Source organism: Fictibacillus sp. NRS-1165 (assembly GCF_050468105.1).
GTDB classification, from domain to species: domain Bacteria; phylum Bacillota; class Bacilli; order Bacillales; family Fictibacillaceae; genus Fictibacillus_C; species Fictibacillus_C terrinigri.
In genome coordinates this window covers 1-553 of sequence record NZ_JBDPNU010000198.1, presented here as the reverse complement: position 1 = coordinate 553, position 553 = coordinate 1, and the positions used below count along the sequence as shown (strand labels likewise).

At 46.5% G+C, this 553-nt stretch carries 1 protein-coding gene; it reads right to left on the bottom strand.

Translation table 11 applies throughout. The features are described from left to right. Positions 1 to 409 (bottom strand): diol dehydratase small subunit (locus ABHN01_RS25870; RefSeq protein WP_429877926.1); only part of this gene is annotated, 409 nt, incomplete at its 3' end. Positions 410 to 553 lie beyond the last annotated feature (144 nt).

Genomic DNA, 553 nt, shown 5'->3' with positions numbered 1-553 from the left:
GTTCATATACATCCGCAGCTTCCCGAATCAGGCCGGCATTCTCTGTTGCGCCATACTCGTTTTCCAATTCATCGGCTATCGCCAAAAGCTCATCCTTCGTGGAACGGTTCGGGCGGAGCGCGTTGTAGATTTCCAAAATGCGGGCATCCGAGATGTTGATCATTTCAGCTGCGCGGCGGAAGTTTTTCGATAATTGATTTCTTCCCAGGCTTTCACTGATATCGGCATGCATTTCAAGGGTTTTGGGGCTAATCCGTAAATCTGCCCCGGTCACTTCTCCATTTAAAGCAGCATCCAATGTTAAGTTGTTATAAGACTTCTGGGTAGGAGTAAACAATAAATCAGGACTCTTTGAACCAAGCGGATAATCTTTTTTGGTTAATTTCCTTTCTTGAATCGACTTTTCCATCGGTTTTACCCTCCTAGTCTTTTATGATAAATTCTGCTTTCAGTTCGACCGGCTTCGCGTCCGCCACACGCGACTGGCACTCCTTCAAATAAAGCAGCGCCGCAGCAGCCTGGTATTTCGGCCTGGCCATTTGATCATTTACTA